Source organism: Actinoplanes lobatus, from assembly GCF_014205215.1.
In the GTDB taxonomy this organism is placed as follows: Bacteria; Actinomycetota; Actinomycetes; order Mycobacteriales; family Micromonosporaceae; genus Actinoplanes; species Actinoplanes lobatus.
On sequence record NZ_JACHNC010000001.1, the window covers coordinates 6,294,182 to 6,314,747 of the forward strand.

Sequence of the window (20,566 nt, forward strand, 5' to 3'; positions counted from 1 at the left end):
TGCCGTGACATTTTGCACTCACCGTGCACTTGTCCCGTCCGGTCAGGACATTTAGCGTCAGCGCATGCCTGCATCGTGGACTTTCGCCGTCGCCCGTGACGACCTCGGCCGGACGACGATCACCGAGACGACCACGCCGCCGCTCGCCGACGGCGAGGCGCTGCTGCGGGTCGACCGCGTCGGGCTGACCGCCAACAACGTGACCTACGCGGTCCTCGGTGAGTCGATGCGGTACTGGCAGTTCTTCCCCGGCGAGCCGGCCGGGCTGGACCCGCTGTGGGGCCTGCCGCCGCTGTGGGGCTTCGCCGAGGTGGCCGCGTCGAGGGCGCCGGGCGTCGAGGCCGGGCAGCGGGTGTACGGCTATCTGCCGCCCGCCGGGCACCTCGTGGTGCGGCCGGGCCGGGTCGACGCCACCGGGTTCCGCGACACCGCCGCGCACCGGGCCGACCTGCCGTCGCCGTACAACGCCTACCGGGCCACCACCGGCGACGACGCCTACCGCGCCGACCAGGAGGATCTGCTGATCCTGTTCCGGCCCCTGTTCTTCACGTCGTTCATGCTCGCCGACCAGATCGTCGACAACGACTGCTACCGGGCCGAAGCGCTGGTGCTGTCGTCGGCGTCGAGCAAGACGGCGTACGCGGCCGCGTTCCAGCTGCGCGGCCACGGCCCCCGGCTGATCGGGCTCACCTCACCCGGCAATGTCGCCTTCACCGAGTCGCTCGGCTGCTACGACCGGGTGCTCACCTACGACCAAGCCACCGACCTCGACCGGGTGCCGACCGCCTACCTCGACCTGTCCGGCGCGCCCGCCACCCGGGCCGCGCTGCGCGAGCACCTCGGCGACCGGCTCGTCCGCGACATCGCGGTCGGTCTCACCAACCAGATCCCGAACGCGGCCGCCGCCGGTGAGGTGTTCTTCGCCCCGGTGCAGATGCGCAAACGCCGCCAGGACTGGGGCCGCGACGGCCTCGACCAGCGCTTCGCCGCCGCGTGGCAGCGTTTCGCCGCCGAGGTCGGCGCCTGGCTCGACGTCCGCGACGGCACCGGCCCCGACGGTCTGCGGCAGGCCTGGCTGGAGGTGCTCGAAGGCCGCACCTCGCCCCGGGTCGGCCACATCGTCACGTTCTAGACCTTGGCGACCTTGATCTCGCCGTGGCGGTGCTGGCGGATTCCGGTGGCGACACCGGCGGTCAGCACCGCGGCGTACAGGGCGACCAGCACCCCCGGGGCCAGATCCAGCACCATGATCAGCGTGACGGCCGGAATGCCGAGGCCCGGCCAGATCAGCGCGGCCCGGTAGCGGCGCGACAGCACGCCCTGGATGCCGGCCGCGCTGAGCAGATAGCCGGTCAGGCCCAGGCCGAGGACACCACGCGTACCGGCGCTGAGATGCTCCTCCGAACCGTGCGTGATCGCGCCCTCCAGCCCGACCGCCACCGCCGCGAGGCTGACCGCGACCGGCAGATGGGCGTACACGTAGAAGTCGTGCACCCCCTGGTAGGTCCGCTTGCCGCCCTCCTGCACCAGCCGCCGTTTCGCCGCACCGCCGGACAGGTCGAAATACGACCACCACAGCGCGGCGGCCACCAGGAAGGCGGCGCCGGCCGTGGTCGTCGCGCCGGCCGTCCACTTCCCGTCGTGCAGGCCGTGCACGGTCGCGGCCACCGACTCACCGAGCAGCAGGATCACGAACAGCCCGAACCGCTCCGGCAGGTGCTCCATGTGCAGTGGCGGGGCGTCCGGCTTGCGGGCGCTCAGGGTCGGGCCGAGCAGATCGACCAGGACGCCGGCCGCCCACAGCGCGTACCGGCCGGGCGCCGGCACCGCCAGCGACACCAGCCAGAATCCGGCGCCGGCGGCATGACCGATCAGGTACGGCCGGATTCCCGCCCTGGTGTCCGGAAGTGTCCGCCACACCCGCAGGTAGCCGACGGTCAGCACGATCCGCAGGACCACGTAGCCGAGCGCGAACCACGTCCCGGCCGGGCCGGTGACCTCGCCGGCGGTCGACGCCATCACGATCACCCCGGCCATGCCGGTCAGGGTGAGCAGGCGGAAGATCGCATCGTCGGTGTCGAACCGGTTCGCGTACAGGGTGGTGCTGGCCCACGCCCACCAGCCGACCGCGACGACCGCCGCGAACCGCAACCCGCCGCTGACCGTCTCGTGTTTCGCGAGCATGTCCGCGCAGCCGGCCACGAACAGCACGAACGCCAGGTCGAAGAAGAGCTCCAGCCGGGTCGCCGAACGGTTCGACTCCTGGTTGACGGCGTCGGGCGGGCGGACGAGCTCGCGTTCCTCCCGGTCCTCCCGCTCCAGGCGGGCGCGGTCCTCGGTGTTCCGCTCTGCTGACACGGGTACGCCCTACCCGAACCGGTCCGCACCCAATCGGCGTGATTCTGCCTGTCGTTCTGCCTGGGCGGAAACGGGCGCCGCTGCTTGCATGGAGGCGACAGCGGTGGTGACCGTGTGGCGGGGGAGCCGAACATGTACGCACAGCGATCACTGGTCGGCCGGGCGCCGGAACAGGCGACCATCGGCGGCCTGCTCGATCGCGCGGCCGACGGCGGCGCCGCACTGGTCATCCGCGGCGCGCCCGGGGTGGGCAAGTCGGCGCTGCTGGAGTGGGCCGCCACCACCGCCGGGGAGAAGTTCCGGCTGCTGCGCGCGGCCGGGTCGGTCACCGAGTTCGGTCTGCCCTACGCCGCGCTGCACCAGGTGATGCGGCCGGTCCTCGGGCACCGCAACCGGCTCACCCCGAAGTACCGGCTCGCCCTCGACGTCGCGTTCGGCCGGACCTCCGGCGCGCCGCCGGAGGCGTCCACGGTCGCGATGGCCGCGCTGGACCTGCTCGCCGAGGCGGCCGCCGACCGGCCGATCCTGCTGCTGGCCGACGACGCCCAGTGGATGGACGTCGCCAGCCAGCAGACCCTGGCGTTCCTCGCCCGGCGGGTCACCGCCGACCGGATCGTGCTGCTCGCCACCCACCGCGACACCGAACCCGGCCTGCTGCTGGACGCCGCCGTCCCGGCCGTGGACATCGCCCCGCTCGACGCCCGGTCCGCGGCCGAACTGCTCGACGGTGCGGCCGGCGCCCTCGACCCGGGCGTACGGGCACTGGTGCTGGACGCGGCCCGCGGCAACCCGCTCGCCCTGCTGGAGCTGCCGCGCGCGGCCGGCCTGTACGCGGGCGCCAACACCGGGCGGATCGCGCTGACCGCCCGCCTGGAGAACTCGTTCCTCGCCCGTACCGGTGAACTGGACGCCTCGACCACGACGGTGCTGGAGGTGGCCGCGCTCAGCGACGCCGACGACGTGGCCGAGATCGTGGCGGCCGCCGCGTTTCTGGCCCCGGACGCCCCGCCCTCGCTCGACCCCGCCGTGTCCGCCGGGTTGATCGTGGTGGACGGCGCGTCGGTCCGGTTCCGGCATCCGCTGATCCGGTCGGCGGTCCTGCAACGCCTCGGACCGGACCGGCGGCGCGCCTGCCACGCCGCCCTCGCACGGGCACTGTCCGGCCAGCCGGAACGGTCGGTGTGGCACCGGGCCGGGGCGGCGCTGCGGCCCGACGCCGCGCTGGCCGCCGAACTCGAACAGCACGCCGACCAGGCGATCCGGCGCGGCGCGCAGGCGTTCGCGGTACGGGCCCTGGAACGCGCCGCCCAGCTGTCCGCCGAACGTGGCGACCGCCAGGCACGCACCTACCGGGCGGCCGCGCTCGCCTACACGGTCGGGCAGCCGGAGAACGGGGAACGGCTGCGCCGGCACCACCGCGACCTGATCGACGCCGGGCACGACGAACTGCGGCACGAGTGGCTCAACGAACTGGCCGACAGCGACCACGGCGGCGAGCAGCGCATCCACACGCTGCTCGGCCACGCCGAACGGGCCACGGCGATCGGGGACCACACCCTGGCCACCGATTTCCTGCGGGCGGCGGCGCTGCGCTGCTGGAACCTCTCACCCGGGCGGCCGGTCGGGAAACAGGTGATCGCGGTGGCGGAGCGGCTGGGGGTCACCGACATCGCGACACGGGCGCAGCTGCTGGCGTACGGGTCGCCGTTCGACAGCGACGGCACCGTCCGCGCGCTGATCGCCCAGGTGCCGCCGGCCGGCCGGGACGCGGCCACCACCTACCGGCTCGCCCACGCGGCCGCCTGCGCCGGAGCCTCCGACGTCTCCGTCGGGCTGCTCACCGAGGCCGCCGACCGGATCCGGTCCGAGGGGCACCTGCACACCCTCGGCCGGACCCTGTCGCTGCTGGCCTGGTCGGCCCTGCGGCGCGGGTCCTGGTCGCACGCGGTCGCCGCCGCCGAGGAGAGCACCCGGCTGTGCGCCGAGACCCGCCAGCCGTTCTGGGAGGCGGCGTCGCTGGTCGCCCACGCCATGGTCGCCGCGTTCCGCGGTGACTTCACCGACGCCGGGAACCTGGTGGCGGCCGCCGACCGGCTCAACCCCCGCCGGTTCGCCACCATCGACGCGGTCGCCATGCTCGCGCGGGCGGCCATCGCCTCCGGGCAGGGCCGGTACGAGCAGGCGTTCACCTGCCTCGCCCAGCTGCACGACCCGGCCGGCAGCGCCTACCACCCGGCGCACGCCCTGTGGTCGCTGGCCGGCCTGGCCGAAGCCGCCGTCGCCTGCGGGCGGGAGGACGTCGCCCGTACGCTCATCGCCCGGCTGCCCGCCGAGGTCCGCGCCACCACCTCACCCACCGGGCGGATGAACCTCGCGTTCGCCGAAGCGGTCCTCACCGACTCGTTCGGCACGGCCATGGCGGCCGACATGACGATGTGGCCGTACGAGCGCCACCGCCTGTATTTCGCCTACGGCATGTCGCTGCGCCGCGGCCGGCGGGTCCGCGAGTCCCGCGACCACCTGCGTACCGCCCGGGACGGATTCGACCGTCTCGGTGCCCACCCGCTCGCCGACCGCGCCCGCACCGAACTGCGTGCGGCGGGGGAGCGCAGCGACTCACCGGTCACCGACGTGTGGGACTCGCTGTCGCCACAGGAGATCCAGATCGCGTCCATGGTGGCCCGCGGCATGACCAACCGGGACATCGCCAAGAGCCTGTTCATCTCCCACCGCACCGTCGGCAGCCACCTGTACCGGATGTTCCCGAAACTCGGCATCACCTCCCGCGGCGAGCTCCAGCGGATGGCCGCCGAACACGAACGGTGAACGCAGTCATCTGACTCACGCGCGGGTTCCCGCCACCGCCATAGGTTCCAGCCAGGACTTCTCAGAGAGGACGCCACCATGCCCTTCGTCACCACCGCCGACGGCACCGACATCTTCTACAAGGACTGGGGCAGTGGCCGCCCGGTCGTGCTCGCCCACGGCTGGCCACTCAACTCCGACAGCTGGGAGGCCCAGCAGCTGTTCCTCGCCGACAACGGCTACCGGGCGATCGCCCACGACCGGCGTGGCCACGGTAGGTCGACGCAGTCGTGGAACGGCAACGAGATGGACACGTACGCCGACGACCTCGCCGCGCTGCTCGACCACCTCGACCTGCACGACGTGACGCTGGTCGGGTTCTCCACCGGCGGCGGCGAGATCACTCGCTACATCGGCCGGCACGGCACCGCCCGGGTCGCGCAGGCCGTGCTCGTGTCCGCCGTACCGCCGCTGATGCTTCTTCGCGACGACAACCCCGGCGGTGTCCCGATCGAGGTGTTCGACGGCATTCGCGCCGGCTCGATCGCCGACCGGTCGCAGCTGTACAAGGACCTCGCCGACGGGCCGTTCTTCGGCAACAACCGGCCCGGTGTGGAGATCTCGCAGGGCATCCGGGACGCGTTCTGGCTCCAGTCGATGGCCGCCGGGCACCGCAACGCGTACGAGTCGATCGCCGCGTTCTCGGCGACCGACTTCCGCGACGACCTGGCCAAGTTCGACGTCCCGACGCTGGTCGTCCACGGTGACGACGACCAGGTGGTGCCGTTCGAGGTCGGCGGAAAGGCGTCGGCCGCCCTGGTCAAGGGCGCCGAGCTGATCGTCTACCCGGGCGCGCCGCACGGCATCACCGACACCCACAAGCAGCGGCTCGGCGACGACCTGCTCGCCTTCCTCAACGCCTACGGAGCCTGATCATGACGTCCACGCCTGACACGATCGTGCTGGTCCACGGATTCTGGGTCACCCCGCGCAGCTGGGAACACTGGATCACCCACTACGAGAACAAGGGCTTCCGCGTGCTCGCGCCCGGCTACCCCGGCTTCGAGGTCGAGGTCGAGGAGCTGAACGCCAACCCGGACATCATCACCGCGGTCACCGTTCCCGGGATCATCGACAAGATCGAGACCCAGATCAGGGAGCTGTCGAAGCCGCCGATCATCATCGGTCACTCCGCCGGTGGCGCGTTCACGCAGATCCTGCTCGACCACGGGTACGGGGCGGCCGGCGTCGCCATGAACTCGGCGCCCACCGAAGGCGTCAAGGTGGTGCCTCTGTCGCAGGTGAAATCGACCTTCCCGGTGCTGAAATCGCCGGCCAACCGGCACAAGGCCGTCGGGTTGTCGCTGGACGAGTGGAAATACGCCTTCACCAACACGTTCACCGACGAGGAATCGAAGGCCCTCTACGAGCGCTACCACATCCCCGCCAACGGCGGCATCCTGTGGGGCAGCGTCCTGGCCAATTTCCAGCCCGGCCACCAGGACACGTGGGTCAATTACCACAACGACGACCGCGCGCCGCTGCTCTTCGTCTCCGGCAGCGAGGACCACATCATGCCGCCGTCCATTCAGCGGTCCAACGCCAAGCATTACCAATCAAAGGCCACCACCGAACACATCGAGTACGAGGGGTACGCCCACCTGCTCCCGGCCCAGAAGGGCTGGGAGGAGATCGCCGACACCGTCCTCGAGTGGGCCCTGCGTCACGCCCGCTGACCCTTCCATCGGCGGCTGGGTGCGCATTGCCCCCGCGCCCGGCCGCCGCCGGATCCCGTCATGGGATGAGGAAGACTATTCGCCTTCCGGTCGAGTCTCTGCATCAATCTCGCGCAGCATTTCACCGATGCCCTCCACGTAGGACGTGAGCCCGATCTTGCGCGCTGCCGTGAGGCTTTTCCCCAGCACCTCCCGTGCCCTGTCCAACTCTCCGCCGTTGAGCAGGAGTTGGCCGAGAGCGCTGCCGATGACGGCGATGCCATCGGGTCGTTGCGTTCGGTCGACAATTTGGAATGCTTTGACCAAGTTGGGCAACGCGGATCTGAAATCCTGGCGTTCCGCTTGGATCTGCGCGATTCTCCACATGCTGTCCGCGACGCCGGTAGGGTCATTCAATCGCACGAGGGCCGGCAGTACCTCGTCCTGGCGGATGCGGAGGGCTTCGTCGTGGTCGCCGCGTCCGTGCAGGATGTCGGCGATTTGTCCCCAGGTGATGGCGGCGGAGCGGGTGTCGCCGAGTTGCTTGTAGGCCGGTAGTTCGAGTTCGCGGTGGATGCGCAGGGCTTCGTCGTGGTCGCCGCGTTCATGCAGGATTTCGGCGATCTGTCCCCAGGTGATGGCTATGGATCGAGTGTCGCCGAGCCGTTCGAAGGCGGGTAGTTGTACTTCGCGGTGGATGCGGAGGGCTTCGTCGTGGTCGCCGATCTTGTGGAGGACGGTGGCGATATTTCCCCACGTGATGGCTATGGATCGGGTGTCGCCGAGTTGCTTGTAGACCGGTAGTTCGAGTTCGCGCTGGATGCGCAGGGCTTCGTCGTAGTCGCCGCGTCCGTGCAGGATGTCGGCGATCTGTCCCCAGGTGATGGCGGTGGAGCGGGTGTCGCCGAGCCGTTCGAAGGCGGGTAGTTGTATCTCGCGGTGGATGCGGAGGGCTTCGTCGTGGTCGCCACGTTGGTACAGGATGTTGGCGATGGTGCCCCAGGTGATGGCCGTGGAGTGTGTGTCGCCGAGTCGTTCGTAGACCGGTAGTTCGATTTCGCGGTGGATGCGCAGGGCTTCGTCGTAGTCGCCGCGATAGCGCAGGATGTCAGCGATGCTGCCCCAGGCGATGGCGGCGGAGCGCGCGTCACCGAGCCGTTCGAAGGCCGGCAGCGCCTTCTCCCGATGGATGCGGAGGGCTTCGTCGTAGTCCCCGCGGTGATACAGGACGCGGCCGATCTTGCTCCACGCTATGGCTATGGAGCGGGTGTCGCCGAGTCTCTCGTAGACCGGTAGTTGTATTTCGCGGCGGATGCGGAGGGCTTCGTCGTAGTCGCCGTGCCGGTACACGATGTCGGCGATGTTCCCCCAGGTGATGGCGGTGGAGTGTGTGTCGCCGAGCCGTTCGAAGGCGGGAAGTGCCTTCTCCTGATGAATGCGGAGGGCTTCGTCGTAGTCCCCGCGCTGGTACAGGATGTCGGCGATCTGTCCCCAGGTGATGGCGATGGAACGGGTGTCGCCGAGTCTCTCGTAGACCGGTAGTTCGACCTCGCGGCGGATGCGGAGGGATTCGTCGTAGTCGCCGCGCTGGTACAGGACCTTGGCGACGCTTCCCCAGGCAACCGCGGCCTCCAGCTCCGAGCCGACAGCGACGAAAATCTCCCGGGCCTGCTGGAGCAGCTGCACGGCGCGCTCCAGCTCACCACGGGTGATCAGCAGGTTGGCGTACCCGCCGATGACCCGGGCGTGTTGTATGGAGCCGGTCGTACCGTCGGCCCTTCCGGCTTGCTCGACTGCCCGGTTGTACACAGCGGCGGCGGTGTCGCCTTCGCCAGCGGTCTGTGCCGCGTCAGCGACCTGGCGTAGCAGCGAGAGCGGCGCAATGGTGGAGTGCCGATCGAGCACAGCGATGGCCTGCTGCCCGAGAGTCAACGCCTGCTTCGCCGGTCCCGCCAGTAGGGCGGTGATCGCGTCAGCGGCGCACAACTCGATCACCGCCGGGCTGTCGGCCAGCACGGCCAGGAGGGTCAACTGCAGGTCGACGGCGAGGTCCCAGGTGGCCTGACTTTCGGCACCGCCCCACACATGCAGCAGGGGCTCCAGCACCATGACCGCCAGCTCGGCCCGTTCGCTGTCGACCAGGGGAATCAGTCGACCGGCCGCCAGCGCGCTGACCGCGGTTGCGGTGGCGCCTGGATCGCGGATATCGGGGAAGGCGTCGGCCAATCCCAAACCACACAACCGCTGCACTGACCCGCCGGTTCGAGTCTCCAGCAGCTCGGTGACTGCGGTCGGCATCGGCAGGTCGAACAAGGTCAACGAACGCAGCAGGGCGATGTGGGCGGGTCCGGCCTGCTCGATCAGCGCGTCAAGAGCCAGGTTCTCCACAAACGCGCGCACCTCGGCGTCGGCGGGCAGATCGCCACGGTCCAGGTACGATTCCATCTCGGTAACCGCTCGCTCGGCGTGGGCCACGTCGATCTGGGCGCTGTAGACCAGTCGCAGTCCGACCAGGTCCTGCAGACCAGGATTTCCTCGGCTGACCGTCACCGCCCGCGTTGCCAGGTCGGCCCGTGCCTCTCGTAACTCCTCCGACGGCACGGCCCGGTGCCGGACGGCAAGTTTCAGCTGCGCCACCTCGGACAGCGGCGCCAACTGCACCAGCTCCAACCGATTTTCCAGCCCGTCCAGGGTGAACACGAAACGGCTGGTGACCACGAGTCGACTGTCACCCCGGTCCGGATCGAACGCCCGCAGCACCGCCGCCAGGACCGGCGCGTACCCGCCGGCGACCCGGTGCGGGGCATCCGGCTGCGGTTCCAGGATCTGCTCCAGGTCGTCGATGATCAGCAGCAGCGGCCGCCGTCCTTCCTCGCCGGCCTGTGCACACGGGCCGGACAGCAGATCCACCAGCACCCACCGCAGCGCCTCCGGTTCGTCGCGGACCTCCGCCCGTCGCTTTTCGATCAGCGACCGTGCTGCCGCGTTGTCCTCCACTGCCGCCGCGACCGCATCCAGAATCCCCATCGCGGTGTAGTCGCCGAACACCACGGCCACCGACCGGTCCGTGAAGCGGTCCGCCAACCGCGCCGCGAGGCTCGATTTGCCCAGTCGGCCCTGTCCATGCAGCAGCACGCCGGAGTGCTCGTTGCCGCGCAGCGCTCGCAGTGCCTGCCGCATCTCGCGACGGCGGCCGACGAACATCTGGGCCGTCGCCACCGGTACATGGCGACGTTTGAGGTCCAGGAAGGTCTTCCTGCCGTGTTGCGCCGACAACCTCGGCCGTTTGCGCGTACCGGCGACCACCGGGCCACCGCCGGCGGGGCCCAGCCAGATCCGGGCCAGATGCCAGTCCGCTCGTAGACGGGGCTGCTTGCAGGCCAGCAGCTTCCGGCGGGCGTCGCCTACCGCTGCTGCCAGGTCCTGCCGTAACCCCAACTGCTGGTAGAGGTGCTGGGCGAAGAGGGTTGCGGCGCCGTCGGTGACGGAACCGTCCCAGCCGACCACGGCCGGTACCCCGGCGGTCACCAGACTGGTGGACAGTGAATGCGCCACCGGCACCAACGGGGCCGGGCTCGTCCGCGGGACGGCCGTGTCCGTGGAACGGTGATCCGGGCCCGGTGGCAGATAGCCGTCCGCGTCTGCCGCGGTCGCGGTCAGGCACGCCGAGACGAACATCAACCGGGGCATCATCGGCAGCCGCCGGACCAGGTCTGCCGCGGTGACGGGCAGGCCGTCGCCGATCTCGTCCTCCATCATCAGCACCGGCACCCCGGGCCGGTCCGGCGCGGTCGGCCAATTGTTGACCCCATGGCAGGACAGATGCAGCACCGGGAGCCCGCCGAGATCGGCCCACCGCTGCCCCAACTGGTCCGGGTCGCCGGTGTCCTCCACGACCAGATCCACCCGTGTGTCACCGACCGCGGTCAGGATCGCCGACTCCTCGGCCTCGAAGTCCAATTCGCGCTGTCCCCGGGGCGCCGACGCCATGAACATCAGCCCGAGGCGGAAGTCGTCGAGTGCCGGCGCGTCGTCCGGTGCCCCAGCCGGCGCACCACCTCGAACCGCCGCAACTCATCGGCGGCCAGAAATCCGTGCTGATCGCCGAGAATCTCCCACGGCGCCCGCAACACGGCCCACTCCGCCGCGGACGGTGACGCCGAAGTCCTCACCTCGAAGACGAGCGGTGTCCTGAACTGGACCTGATCGCCGCCGATCCACGCGAACAGCTTCCGGCCCAGCGCGACGAAAACCGCGTCATCAGCGTCCGAATGGACCGCGTCCACATACTCGGCAGCCACACCCTGCAGCAGTTCGACGTCGGCCGCCCCCAGGGGGCGACGAGCGCCCACCGGCTTCCCGCCGACCAGCACCTCGAACCCGGCACCATCCAGAACCAGACCGGTAACCACTCGCGCAGACCTCCCTCACCCGCCTCACCTGATAACTGGCGGACAGAGGTGGTTCGCGCCGTGGTCGATCTTGTCCGGCTGGTCGTGGGATCGGTTGCCTGGGCCGGCTGAGTGCGGCCCAGGCAACCGGTCAGCGTTCCGGCTGGTCGGTGTAGCCCTGGCTGATCTCGACGATGACGCCGTCGGGGTCTTTCACCCAGACGGTGCGCCAGCCGGGGATGAACTCGTCGAAGGCCAGCGGCCCGAGCGACACGTCCAGGTCGCCGGGGACCTGGGCGAGGAAGTCGTCGAGGTCCTCGACCTGGAAGGCGAGGTGCCGCACCATGCCGGGATGTTGCGGCCCGTCGGCGCCGAAGCTCTCCGGTGACTCGCGGGCCGCGTCGAACAGTTCGAGATGGACGTCGCCCTGCCGCAGGAACACGACGTCGGTGCCGCCGGCGGTGACCACCCGGGACCGTTCGAAGCCGAACATGTCGTGGTAGAAGCGTTCGGTCGTCTCCTGGTCGCGGCAGTTGAGGCCGACGTGCGCCCAGCGCACCATCACTGCCCGCTCATGACCGGCGCGAACGGGACGGTGTCGTGGCAGTTGCACATGTAGGTGATCTGCCCGTCGGCGACCTCGAAGTAGTTGCACACGTCGGCCTCGACGGTGGCCCCGTGCCGGGTACGGCCGGAAATGTGTGAGACGACGGCGGCCTGGCTGTCCGACACGACCATGTGCCGGGGACGGTTGGCGAAGCTCGCGTACGTCTCGGGAAAGTTCTTCATCATCTCCCGCAGCGTCTCCCGGCCCTCCACGTGACCGGCGAGCTGTTCGTCCATGCGGGTGTCGGCGGAGAACAGGTCGCACCAGTCGTCCCACTGTCCCGCGTTGGCCAGCTCGTAGTAGCGATCGATGACCTGTCTGGTGTTCATGTCGTCTCCTGACGGTTCTACTCAGGCATGAGGACGCCGACCTGCCGCATCAGCCCGGTCGTGTCGGCCTGGACCCAGCGTTCGACGATCTTGCGGTTCTCGAGGCGGTAGACCTCGATGCTGGTCCAGCTGACCGGCAGGCCGGTGGGATGGATGCCGAAGATCGGGGCGACGTGGCGGCCGGTGAAGGTGATCTGCATGATCACCCGGCCTCCGTCGGCGGCGTAGAGGGCGTCCAGGCCGGCCCGGAAGTCGAGGGCCTCCTGCGCGACGGAGAGGAGCCCCTTGAGCGCTTCGAGGCTGTCGACGTTCCAGGCCGGGTTGTGGTCGACGAAACCCGGGGCGAACAGTTCGTCCATGTCGTCGTAGCGGCGGGCGTTGACGGCGTCGGTGACCCGCCGGACGAGGGCGACGTTCTCCTGGTCGACGGTGGTGAGGGCGGTGCTCACAGCGACGTCAGCTCGTCGACGCGGTACTCGGCGATGGCGAGTCCCATCTCGGTGTGGGTGCGGCGCAGCACCCAGCGCTGGCGGGCGCGCATGGCGAGCCGGGATCCGTCGGAGGTCTGGGTGGCCCGCCACACCACGACCACGTCGACGTTGATGTCGTCGCCGGCCATGCTGGGGGTGACCTCTTCGACGGTGTGCGACTCGTCGGTGTAGGCGCGGCAGACCGTCGCGTACCAGTCGCGGAAGTCGTCGATGGAGTGCAGCGTCCGTTCCGGGAACACCATCTCCAGGCCGTCGGTGGCGAGGCAGTCGACCACCTGACCGGACGGGGCGTGCTGGTCGAGGTACTTGAACCAGAGCGCGGCGAAGGCGGACACGGAGTCGGCCATGGTTTCGGACTTGGTCGTCACGGTGTGTCTCCAGGATCGTCGAGGACGGCCTCCACGAGGTACGGGCCGTCGTGGTCGAGCATCGTGCGCAGGATGGTGGGCAGTTCGGCGGCGTGCCGTGCCCGGGCGGCGGGCACACCCATGCCGGCCGCGAGGTTCACGTAGTCGACGCGCGGTTCCCGTACGTCGAAGAACGGCGGGAACGCGGCGCCGGGATCGTCGTCGTGGTCCTGGCGGTACTGTTCGAGGTTGTCCTTGAGCAGCTGGTAGCCGCCGTTGTGGCAGACCACGAACTTGGCGCCGATCCGGTGGTGGGCGGCGGTCCACAGTGCCTGGCAGGTGTACATTCCGCCGCCGTCGCCGGTGAAGCCGACGACCGTACGCTCGGGGTGTGCGATCTTGGCGCCGATGGCGCCGGGGATTCCGACGCCGAGTGTGCCGCCGGGTGTCTGGAAGAAGTGTCCCGGCCGGGTGGGTGGCAGCCATCGGGTGAGGGCCGGTGAATTGGTCAGCGCCTCGTCGAAGACGATCGCGTTGTCCGGGAGCAGGGCGGCCAGGGCGGCGGCGACGGCGGACATCCGCAGCGGCGCCGAGTCGGCGTTGCGGCCGGCGCCGAGGTCGTCGGTCAGCGCCCGGTCGAGTTCCGCGGTGCGCTGGACGGTGCGCCGGTGGACCCGTTCGGCGGCGGCGTGGCGTTGCGGGTCGGTCATCGCCTCCTCGAGCGCGCCGGTCAGGGCGTGCAGGGTGAGCCGTGGGTCGCCGAGCATGCCGCTGGTCACCGGGTGGTTCTTGGCGATGGCGTACGGGTCGAGGTCGACGTGCACGACGGTGGCGCCGGGCCGGAACGGGTTCTCCAGGTCGGGGAACACGTCCGGGAACACGTAGGTGCCGCAGATCAGCACCGCGTCGGCCTGCGCGACGAGGGAGGCGCTGCCGTCGCCGAACATGTGCCCGGTCAGGCCGCCCCACAGCGGATGGGTCCATGGCATGAGCAGTTCGGAGGCCATCGCCCCGTGCACCACGGCGCCCCAGATCTCGGCGAACCGGGTGAGTTCGGCGACCGCGCCGGAGGCGGCGATGCCGTCGCCCGCGAGGATCACCGGGGTGTGCGCGCCGGCCAGAAGGCGGGCGGCCGCCTGGATCGCGCCGGGTTCCGGGACGACCCGGGTGTCCGGCACGCTGGTCGGCACCACGGGTTCGCCGGAGATCTGGTCGAGCACATCCTGCGGCAGGGCCAGGAACACCGGTCCGCGCGGCGGGGTGGCGGCGACCTTGAGGCAGCGCCGGACCAGCCGCAGCAGACTGTCCGGGTGGGTGACCCGGGTGGCGTACTTGGTGACCGGTTTGGCGATGTCGACGAGGTTCACCGACATGTGCGCCTCGAGCGCGTCGTAGGCGACCCCCGCCTCGCCGGCCATCACGAGCATCGGCGTCTGCCGGTGCAGCGCGTGGTAGAGGCTGCCGACCGCGTTGCCGAGCCCGACGCCACTGTGCAGCAGCACGACGCCGGGCCGGCCGGTGGCCTGCGCGTATCCGTCGGCGGTGCTCACCACGGCGGCCTCCTGGAGACCGAGCACGTAGTCGATGTCCGGGAAACGGGCGATCTCGTCGAGCAGCCCCTCCTCGCTGGAGCCGGGGTTGCCGAACAGGAACCGCACGCCGTCGGCGCGCAGCTGTTCGAGCAGGCGGCGGTGCCCGGTGGCCAGCAGTTCCGGAGCGTCGGTCCGGTCGGTGGTCGCGGTCATGACACACCCACCGGCACGGCGGACCTCTTCAAGACCTCCGAGATCACGGTACGGGCGAACTGTCCCGCCTGCGCCCCGGTACGGCCGGTGACCAGATCGTCGTCGACCACCACGTCCTGGTCGACGTACCGCGCGCCCATGTTGAGCGCGTCGCCGTACAGGTTGGGGTGGCAGGTGAGCCGGCGGCCGCGGACCAGTTCGGGGGTGCGCGACAGCAGCCACAGCCCGTGGCAGATGATCCCCTTCACGATGCGGGGTTCGGCGAAGGCACGGCGTACGAAATCGGTGGCCGGTGGCAGTTTCGCCAGGTCCTCGCTGTACCGCAGCCGGTCGCTGACCATGGCGGACGGCACGATGATCGCCGAGTAGGACCGCAGCGTGTCGTCGTCCATGTTCTCGAAGGACTCGGCGCAGACGAACGGGGCCTTGTACTCGTGGCCGGTGAAGGTGATCGACTCTTGGCCCCAGAGGCGGGTGAGGAAGTGCAGTTCGGCGCCCTCCTCCGGGAACCGGTACGAGTAGTACCAGATCTCGTGCTCGTAGAAGTCGCTCTCGACCAGGACCGCGATCCGGTGCCCGGCCAGTGCCCCGGTCACCAGCCGTACCGCCGTAGTCCCTGGTCGAGCACGTCGACCAGCGCCCGTCCACAGCCGACCGACGACTCGGTGGAGCGGGCCGTGATGAACGGGTGGTCGACGATGACCGACTCGGCGTGGCCGACGTTGCCGATGAACTCGCCGTCGGGGCCGACCGCGTCGCGCAGGATGAACTCCAGCGGGTAGAACGGTGGGCCGAAGTCGACGTACCCGTCGCCGAAGCCGCGGTTCGAGCCGTCGACGGCGTGCGGGCCCTCGAAGCCGGTGCCGGCGTGGTAGTCGTAGTCGATGGGATGGCCGGTGACCCGTTTGCCGCGGATGATGCTGAGTTTGCGCAGCGGGTCGCGGGCGAAGGCGAGGGCCGCGACGCCGTAGCAGACCGCCGCGACGGGCTGGTCGAGGCGGACGAAGCCGAGGATCAGCTCGTGCAGGCGCTGGTTGTTGGCCAGGTCGATCATGGCGCCGCTGCCGCCGACGATGACGAGCGCGTCGTACGCCGGCAGGTCGTGGGTGACGACCCGCTCGATCGTGCGGTAGTACTCCTCGGTGTCGCGCAGGTAGGTCGGTGAGCTGGGGTAGGGCCGTTCCGGCAGCCAGCCGGCCAGGTCGTGTGGTTTGTCGAGCCGGTCGGAGGCGTCGAGTTCCCGGGTCTTGCGGGCCATCTCGTCACTGGTCACCGATTTGCCCTGCGGCGGGTCGACGAAGCCGGGGCTCATGCTGACCGCCAGCGGGGTGGGCCGGGCGCCGGTCGGGGTGACGAACTCGACCTCGTACCCGGCCTGGTCGCAGGCTTCGAGCGGGCCGATCAGCTCCTCGCCCCAGTAGCCCCACTCGGAGACGGCGAACAGTACCTTCCTCATCGGGGGCCTCCCGTGGTCGCGAGTTCCTGGATCAGTTCGCTGTCGCGCAGTTGGTCGGCGACCTGGCCGGTGGCGTTGACGACGGCGATCGTGTAGTCGGCGTGCTGGCGGGTGAGGGCGAGGTCGCGGACCGCGGCGCTGTCGATGTGCATCAGGTCGGCGGCGTCGAGGACGATCGCGGTGCAGCCGATCCGGCGGGCCTCGTCGAGGCGGGCGTGCAGGGCCGGCAGGGTGTTCAGGCTCAGGGTGCCGTCCAGGGAGATGTCGGCCCGGCCGCCCTCGCTGCCGGTGAGGTCGGCGCTGAACGCCAGGCCGGCGGGGGTCATCCGGACCCGTACCGTCTGGGGTTGGTCGGCGTGCGGAAGGGTGATGGTGAGCGCGTCCGGGTCGAAGTCGTGGTGTTCGTGGCCGTTGATCCAGACCTGCATGATCTGTGCGCGGCCGGGTGGCAGCAGGTCGGGCGCCACCCGGAGGGTAGCGCCGAACGCGCCGGGCTGGGGCTGGAACCACATGTCGAGTGGTTCGTCGCGGCGCAGCAGGTTGCCGTAGACGGCGGCCAGGTAGCCGAGTTCGGCGCTGTGGTACATGGCCATCGAGTGCGAGCCCTTGCTGCGTTCGCCGCCCATCTCGAACGGGGTGCCGTTGGCGAGGACGTTGAAGTAGACGCCGCCGGCGCCGGTGTCGAGCATCCACGCGTTGTAGAAGGCGGCGCCCTCGCGGGCCTGTTTGGCGTATTCGGGGCGGTGCAGCACCCCGTCCAGGATCAGGTAGGCGAGGATGCCCTGTTCCTGCTGCCACCAGGCCTTGCGGTCGTGCCACACCAGACGGTGGAAGTGTTCGCCGGGGCCGGTGACCCGTTCCACCATGTCGTACCAGCCGCCGCGCTGCGGGTCGGAGCCGACGGACGGCATCAGGTCGGCGATGCGGGTGGCGAGGTCGACGTAGGAGTCCTTGGGGCGCAGGCTGTTCATGCGCATCAGGTTCCAGGCGATCTTCAGGTTGTGGCCGACGATGGCCCGGTTCTGCTGCTGGCCGTACGCCTGGTCCTTGCTCCAGTCGCCGAAGAACTTCTCCTGTACGAACGGGCTGGCGTCGTAGTCGGGGAAGCGGTCGACGACCGTGTCGCAGCAGTCCTCGAGCATGTCGGCGTACCGCTGCTCGCCGGTGGCCAGGTAGAGGTTGATGAGGTAGGCGGGGATGTGGTCGCCGACGGAGTTCCAGTTCTTGCGGTCGGCGTTGGTGTGACCGTCGGTATCCAGGGCGGGGCTGCGCGGGTCGAAGGTGACCGGATCGATGTGCGAGTAGTAGCCGCCGCGGTCCGGGTCGCGGAAGTATTTCTGGAACAGGTTGATGGTCAGGTCGATGATCTCGCGCAGTTTCGGTTCGCCGGTCAGCCGGTAGACCTGGGTGAGGCCGGCGACCGCGTAGATCTGCTCGTAGCAGGGGATGGCGTTGTAGTCGTCGCCGAACTCGGACGCCAGGATCTTGCGCTCGCCGCCGTCGGGCAGCACGTCGATGGCGTGGTACCAGTAGGCGATGTGCTGGCTGCGGTCCACGGCGCAGAAGTGCTCGATGAGGTATTCGGCGCCGGCGACGGCCGCGTCCAGGTAGGCCTGGCCGCCGTTGAGCAGGTAGGCGGTGGACAGTCCGTAGATGAGCCGGGAGATGGTGTCGGTCTCCTGCCGGATCGTCTGCGTCTTGGTGCCGAGCATCGACAGGTCGGTGCGGTAGCCGCGGAAGTCGTAGCCGGTGCCGGCGCCGGCGCCGCCGAACTCGGCCATCAGGTAGAAGTCGGCGATGGCGCGGACCTGCCGCTGCCACCAGTCCGGGGCCTCGAACCGGTATTCGTCGGCCTCCTTGCCGAACAGCAGGACGTGTTTGGCCTCGAAGCCGGTGCCGTTGTCCTCGTTGGGGTAGAAGACGCCGTAGACGTGGATGAACCGGCCGGGTTGCAGCAGGCCGCGCATCTGGGCGCCGGCGTCGACGTACGCCTCGCCGAGGTTGCGCAGCATCTCCGCGACGGTGGTCGGGGTGAGCCGGGCGGCGAACGGCCGACCGTCGGAGGTGCGCAGGCCGACCGTGTCGGTGTCCGGGTCGTAGCCGGTGACGTACCCGGCGACCAGGTCGGAAAAGGTGAAGGTGATCTGGTTGACCTGTTCGTCCAGGCCGATGGCAGGGTTCACGGTGTTTCTCCAGACAGGGCCCGCAGCAGCACGATGCTGTGCGCGGTGACCAGATAGCCGGCGGTGGTGACGGGCTGCTCGGCGCCGAGGTCGGCGATGTCGGCCGGTGCGGCGAGCGCGGTGTCGAGGACCCGCGCCCAGCGGCGTCCCGGGTCGAGGTCGAAGAGCAGCGGCTCGGTGTGCATGTTCATCATCAGGTGCAGGTCGGGCTCGCCACCGAGGCCGGCGACGGTGCAGGCGAAGGCGCGGCCCTGCGGGTCCTGCCAGTCGGGCCGGTCGAGCCGGGTGCCGTGCCAGCGGATGTCGGGCACGCCGCGATCGTCGGGCAGTCCGGTGTAGAACCCGTCGTGCCGCAACGACATGTGGCGGCGGCGCCGCGCGATCAGCTGGCTCCAGAACCGCAGCAGGCCGTGGTTCTGTTCGGCCGCGGTCCAGTCGAACCAGCTGATCGGGTTGTCCTGGCAGTAGGCGTTGTTGTTGCCCTGCTGGGTGCGGGCCACCTCGTCCCCGGCGGTGATCATCGGTACGCCGCGGGAGACCAGCAGCAGGACGGCGAAATTCTTGATCTGCCGGGTCCGCAGCGCCAGCACCTCGGGGTCGTCGGTGGGCCCTTCGGCGCCGCAGTTCCAGCTCATGTTGTCGTCGTTGCCGTCCCGGTTGTCCTCGCCGTTGGCCTCGTTGTGCTTGCGGTCGTAGGCGACCAGGTCGGCCAGGGTGAATCCGTCGTGGCAGGTGACGAAGTTGACGCTGTTGACCGGCCGGTGCCCGCGTGCCTGGTAGAGGCCGGCGCTGCCGCCGAGGCAGTCGGCCATCTCGCCGATCAGGCCGGGCTCGCCGCGCACGAACCGGCGGACGGTGTCGCGGAACCTCCCGTTCCATTCGGCCCACCGGTATCCGGGGTAGCTGCCGACCTCGTAGGCGCCGGCGGCGTCCCACGCCTCGGCGATGATCTTCGTGTTGGCGAGGGTGTCGGACAGTTCGATCTGCCACACCACCGGCGGTTCGTCGAGGACCGCGCCGCCGGGCCCGCGGGTCAGCACCGCGGCCTCGTCGAAGCGGAAGCCGTCGACGTGCATCTCCCGTACCCAGTACTCCAGGCATTCCACGATCATCTTGGTGACGATCGGGTGGTTGGACATGAGCGTGTTGCCGCAACCCGAGTAGTCGTCGTAGTAGCGGCGGTCGGCCTGGTGCAGGTAGTAGTAGTTGGCGTTGTCCAGCCCCGCCCAGCAGAACAGCGGGCCCAGGTGGTTGCCCTCGTCGGTGTGGTTGAAGACGACGTCGAGGATGACCTCGATCCCGGCCCGGTGCAGGGCTTTCACCATGTCCCGGAACTCGGCGACGTGCCTGCCGGCCTGCGGCTCCACGCAGTAGGCGGCGTGCGGGGCGAAGTAGCCGGCGGTGCTGTAGCCCCAGTAGTTGTTCACGGTCGCGTCGAAGTCGCACACCGGCAGCAGCTCCACGGCCGTGACGCCGAGCGCCGTGAGGTAGGGGATCTTGTCGATGATCGCGGCGAAGGTGCCGGGCCGGGCCACCCCGGAACCGGGCGACCGGGTGAAGCCGCCGACGTGTATCTCGTAGATCACCATCTCGGCGATCGGGCGGTTCAGCGGCCGGTCGCCCTCCCAGTCGTAGTACCGCTCGTCGATCACCGCGCATCGTAGTGAGGTGGCCGTCGTGTCGCCCGGCCCGCAGGCCGCCTCCCGGTCCCAACGGCCACGATCAAGACCGCGGGCGTACGGATCGGCGAGCACTTTGCCGGAGTCGAACCGCATGCCGAGCTCCCGAGCGCCGTCACCTTCCGGGCCGAACACCCGCAGGGCGTAGAACGACGGAGCGCGCTGGCCGCGCAGGTACACGTGCCAGACGGCGAAGCTGCGGTTGCGGTCCGGGTCGAGGGTGACCGTCTGCACGGGTTCGGCGTCGCCGGGCTGGTCGAAGATGAGCAGCTCGATGCCGGTGGCGTTTTCGGAGAAGAACGCGTAGTTCACGCCGTCGTCGTCCGGGGTGGCTCCGAGCGGGTGGCCGCGGCCGGGTTCGGGCTGAAAGTGGGCTTCGCCAGCGGCGTACGGCCGGCGGAGCTGGCTGACGCTCATGCCAGAAGCCTAGGGAGTAACGCGAACAATTTTCGTGTTACCG

General features: G+C 69.8%; 16 protein-coding genes. 4 read left to right on the plus strand and 12 right to left on the minus strand.

Annotated features, from left to right (window positions below):
• Positions 1 to 64 precede the first annotated feature (64 nt).
• Complete coding sequence (locus BJ964_RS28880; RefSeq protein WP_188123618.1) at positions 65 to 1,132, plus strand: DUF2855 family protein; 1,068 nt, start codon at positions 65 to 67, stop codon at positions 1,130 to 1,132.
• On the opposite strand, the gene BJ964_RS28885 is transcribed toward BJ964_RS28880, so the two are convergent.
• Positions 1,129 to 2,358: a low temperature requirement protein A gene (locus tag BJ964_RS28885; protein WP_188123619.1), complete on the minus strand. Its 1,230-nt coding sequence runs from the start codon at positions 2,356 to 2,358 to the stop codon at positions 1,129 to 1,131. The genes BJ964_RS28880 and BJ964_RS28885 overlap by 4 nt on opposite strands.
• Before the next feature lie 132 nt (positions 2,359 to 2,490).
• Between BJ964_RS28885 and BJ964_RS28890 the strand changes: the two genes are divergently transcribed.
• The 3 genes from BJ964_RS28890 to BJ964_RS28900 all read left to right on the plus strand — a co-directional run bounded on the left by BJ964_RS28890 (position 2,491) and on the right by BJ964_RS28900 (position 6,899).
• Positions 2,491 to 5,184, plus strand: a complete 2,694-nt coding sequence (locus BJ964_RS28890) for a helix-turn-helix transcriptional regulator (protein ID WP_188123620.1) — start codon at positions 2,491 to 2,493, stop codon at positions 5,182 to 5,184.
• A gap of 78 nt (positions 5,185 to 5,262) precedes the next feature.
• Positions 5,263 to 6,096 (plus strand): alpha/beta fold hydrolase, encoded by an 834-nt coding sequence (locus BJ964_RS28895; RefSeq protein WP_188123621.1) that lies wholly within the window; start codon positions 5,263 to 5,265, stop codon positions 6,094 to 6,096.
• 2 nt (positions 6,097 to 6,098) lie between these two features.
• On the plus strand, positions 6,099 to 6,899 hold the full coding sequence (locus tag BJ964_RS28900; protein ID WP_188123622.1) for an alpha/beta hydrolase: 801 nt from the start codon (positions 6,099 to 6,101) through the stop codon (positions 6,897 to 6,899).
• Between the two features lie 75 nt (positions 6,900 to 6,974).
• Here BJ964_RS28900 and BJ964_RS28905 read toward each other — a convergent pair whose 3' ends face one another.
• The 11 genes from BJ964_RS28905 to glgX all read right to left on the minus strand — a co-directional run bounded on the left by BJ964_RS28905 (position 6,975) and on the right by glgX (position 20,523).
• On the minus strand, positions 6,975 to 10,784 hold the full coding sequence (locus tag BJ964_RS28905; protein WP_188123623.1) for a tetratricopeptide repeat protein: 3,810 nt from the start codon (positions 10,782 to 10,784) through the stop codon (positions 6,975 to 6,977).
• Positions 10,785 to 10,873: 89 nt separating this feature from the next.
• Entirely contained in the window at positions 10,874 to 11,290 is a 417-nt protein-coding gene (locus tag BJ964_RS28910; protein WP_188123624.1) for a hypothetical protein, read from the minus strand.
• A gap of 130 nt (positions 11,291 to 11,420) precedes the next feature.
• On the minus strand, positions 11,421 to 11,831 hold the full coding sequence (locus tag BJ964_RS28915) for a VOC family protein (protein ID WP_188127226.1): 411 nt from the start codon (positions 11,829 to 11,831) through the stop codon (positions 11,421 to 11,423).
• Positions 11,831 to 12,205 (minus strand): nuclear transport factor 2 family protein, encoded by a 375-nt coding sequence (locus BJ964_RS28920; protein WP_188123625.1) that lies wholly within the window; start codon positions 12,203 to 12,205, stop codon positions 11,831 to 11,833. The genes BJ964_RS28915 and BJ964_RS28920 overlap by 1 nt, the downstream gene beginning before the upstream one ends.
• Before the next feature lie 17 nt (positions 12,206 to 12,222).
• On the minus strand, positions 12,223 to 12,654 hold the full coding sequence (locus BJ964_RS47425) for an ester cyclase (RefSeq protein ID WP_203832700.1): 432 nt from the start codon (positions 12,652 to 12,654) through the stop codon (positions 12,223 to 12,225).
• Positions 12,651 to 13,064, minus strand: coding sequence for a hypothetical protein (locus BJ964_RS47430; RefSeq protein WP_203832701.1), 414 nt, complete (start codon positions 13,062 to 13,064; stop codon positions 12,651 to 12,653). Before BJ964_RS47430 ends, BJ964_RS47425 begins: the two co-directional genes overlap by 4 nt.
• On the minus strand, positions 13,061 to 14,788 hold the full coding sequence (locus tag BJ964_RS28930; RefSeq protein WP_188123626.1) for a thiamine pyrophosphate-binding protein: 1,728 nt from the start codon (positions 14,786 to 14,788) through the stop codon (positions 13,061 to 13,063). Before BJ964_RS28930 ends, BJ964_RS47430 begins: the two co-directional genes overlap by 4 nt.
• Positions 14,785 to 15,384 carry a DJ-1/PfpI family protein gene (locus tag BJ964_RS28935; protein WP_188123627.1) on the minus strand — a complete coding sequence of 200 codons (600 nt, stop codon included), beginning with the start codon at positions 15,382 to 15,384 and terminating at the stop codon, positions 14,785 to 14,787. Before BJ964_RS28935 ends, BJ964_RS28930 begins: the two co-directional genes overlap by 4 nt.
• Entirely contained in the window at positions 15,381 to 16,244 is an 864-nt protein-coding gene (locus BJ964_RS28940; RefSeq protein ID WP_188123628.1) for a type 1 glutamine amidotransferase domain-containing protein, read from the minus strand. Before BJ964_RS28940 ends, BJ964_RS28935 begins: the two co-directional genes overlap by 4 nt.
• The gene (locus BJ964_RS28945; protein WP_203832702.1) at positions 16,241 to 18,427 is read right to left on the minus strand and encodes an AGE family epimerase/isomerase; all 2,187 of its coding nucleotides are present in this window, start codon (positions 18,425 to 18,427) and stop codon (positions 16,241 to 16,243) included. The genes BJ964_RS28940 and BJ964_RS28945 overlap by 4 nt, the downstream gene beginning before the upstream one ends.
• A complete protein-coding gene (gene glgX, locus BJ964_RS28950) occupies positions 18,424 to 20,523 on the minus strand; it encodes a glycogen debranching protein GlgX (protein ID WP_188123629.1) in 2,100 nt (699 codons plus the stop codon). The genes BJ964_RS28945 and glgX overlap by 4 nt, the downstream gene beginning before the upstream one ends.
• Positions 20,524 to 20,566: the final 43 nt, after the last annotated feature.